Annotated in this window: 3 protein-coding genes; 2 read left to right on the top strand and 1 reads right to left on the bottom strand. The window is 38.2% G+C overall.

From position 1 onward, the window contains the following. Positions 1 to 41: 41 nt before the first annotated feature. The gene (locus DYY65_RS04750; RefSeq protein WP_162476838.1) at positions 42 to 245 is read left to right on the top strand and encodes a hypothetical protein; all 204 of its coding nucleotides are present in this window, start codon (positions 42 to 44) and stop codon (positions 243 to 245) included. Between the two features lie 87 nt (positions 246 to 332). On the opposite strand, the gene DYY65_RS04745 is transcribed toward DYY65_RS04750, so the two are convergent. After that, positions 333 to 710, bottom strand: a complete 378-nt coding sequence (locus DYY65_RS04745; protein ID WP_162476837.1) for a hypothetical protein — start codon at positions 708 to 710, stop codon at positions 333 to 335. 281 nt (positions 711 to 991) lie between these two features. Here DYY65_RS04745 and DYY65_RS04740 point away from each other — a divergent pair, with 281 nt between their 5' ends. Beyond that, positions 992 to 1,219: a hypothetical protein gene (locus tag DYY65_RS04740; protein ID WP_162476836.1), complete on the top strand. Its 228-nt coding sequence runs from the start codon at positions 992 to 994 to the stop codon at positions 1,217 to 1,219. The last annotated feature ends 227 nt before the right edge of the window (positions 1,220 to 1,446 follow it).

Below are 1,446 nucleotides of genomic sequence, written 5' to 3'. Positions count from 1 at the left end.
TAAAGATATAATTTATATTTGATATTTGTAACTAGCCGAACATGATTAAAGAGATCGTTCCGAGACTCTCATCAGCAAAATTACTGTTTATTCTTATATCGGTCGCCGGCATGTTTGCAAGTGTTGATACACAGCAAGCATACGCTGAGGGTAGTGACAGAGATCATCATTTTTATGATTGCAAGGACCAGCACTCAAAGTGTTCACAAAAGGATGGAACACCATTTTTGCTTCCTTTCCCTTAATACTTGCGTCTTTCCATGTATCTTCAGTGGGCAAAGGAGTCATGAATCATAATGGGGATACTATAAGCTTAAATGATTATTTTAATTCTATTTCATCTGCTCAGCTTCAGTATCCAATAGCTCATTCTTTCTTACGTATACTGGTCTCAAACCATTAGAGAAGACTTCTATTGTGTTGATGCTACTTATTGGTATCATCTGTGTATAAGTTACAGCGCCGGATTTGTTCTTGCATTCTTCGATTACCCATCTATCAGTAGTTCTAAATTCTATTGTCGTAAATTGCCAATATTGCGAGCTTTTACTTTCTTCTTTGGCCGCCTCCTTGATACGTTCTGTATCTAAGTAATCTAGTTCCTTAATACATCCACTGTTCTGATCACCTTGAGTATAAGTAACGTATGATATGAAGACTGAACTAGCGGCTCGCCCATTGAAAGTTACTGATACATTATCATCGGCCATATTATTTGAAGTTCTTCAATGTTCGCTATTTGAACATTTGGCTTTGGTCTGAAATGACTGTGCGACACTACCGCTATAGTTTATGCTGTCTTCTTATTTGCAGGTATCAGACGTATTACGTAACCACCCTGCATTCCTATTAGAGCACCCAGTGACCGATGTTCGAAGATTTGGCTTTGTTTGAGTGCCAAGGTGCATACATTTGTACCATTGCACTTTGGCGTATATTTATCGGGGGGAAAATACTCTATGCATCGTAGAAAAGCAGCGCAGTAGTCTTTTTGGGTGAAATATCAGGTTTGTATCCACTTTCTGTCACAAATAACAATGAGTTTAATAAATGGGAGACCAATGATTTTATACAATTTCAGGGGCAGCCATTTGAGAAATTTCCGATAATGGCACCACTAAACACCTGTGACGTACTACGCTCGATCTCTGATGACAAATCTCTCTCCCTTTTCAATATAATTGCCCTGGCAGCTGTGAGATTCCAATTAGCAGATTAAGACTCACAAGGAAACAATATTATTCAAGATTGTCTGCTATGATAAAAACAGGTCTCATCAGAAGAGAGAATGGAAAGTACAATCTTACTTCATTTGGCAGAATAGTTTATCAAGCACATATTCTGATTGGCAAGGCACAACAAAGCTATTGGAAGCTTAAGGCAGTTGACGCATTTGACTCCTCAGATAATGCATTATCATCTGAAGAACGAGATAGGTTAATCGAG

The organism is Nitrososphaera sp. AFS (assembly GCF_009898475.1).
In the GTDB taxonomy this organism is placed as follows: Archaea; Thermoproteota; Nitrososphaeria; order Nitrososphaerales; family Nitrososphaeraceae; genus Nitrosopolaris.
The sequence above is the reverse complement of the archived record's forward strand: the minus strand, read 5'-3'. Positions and strand labels throughout refer to the sequence as shown.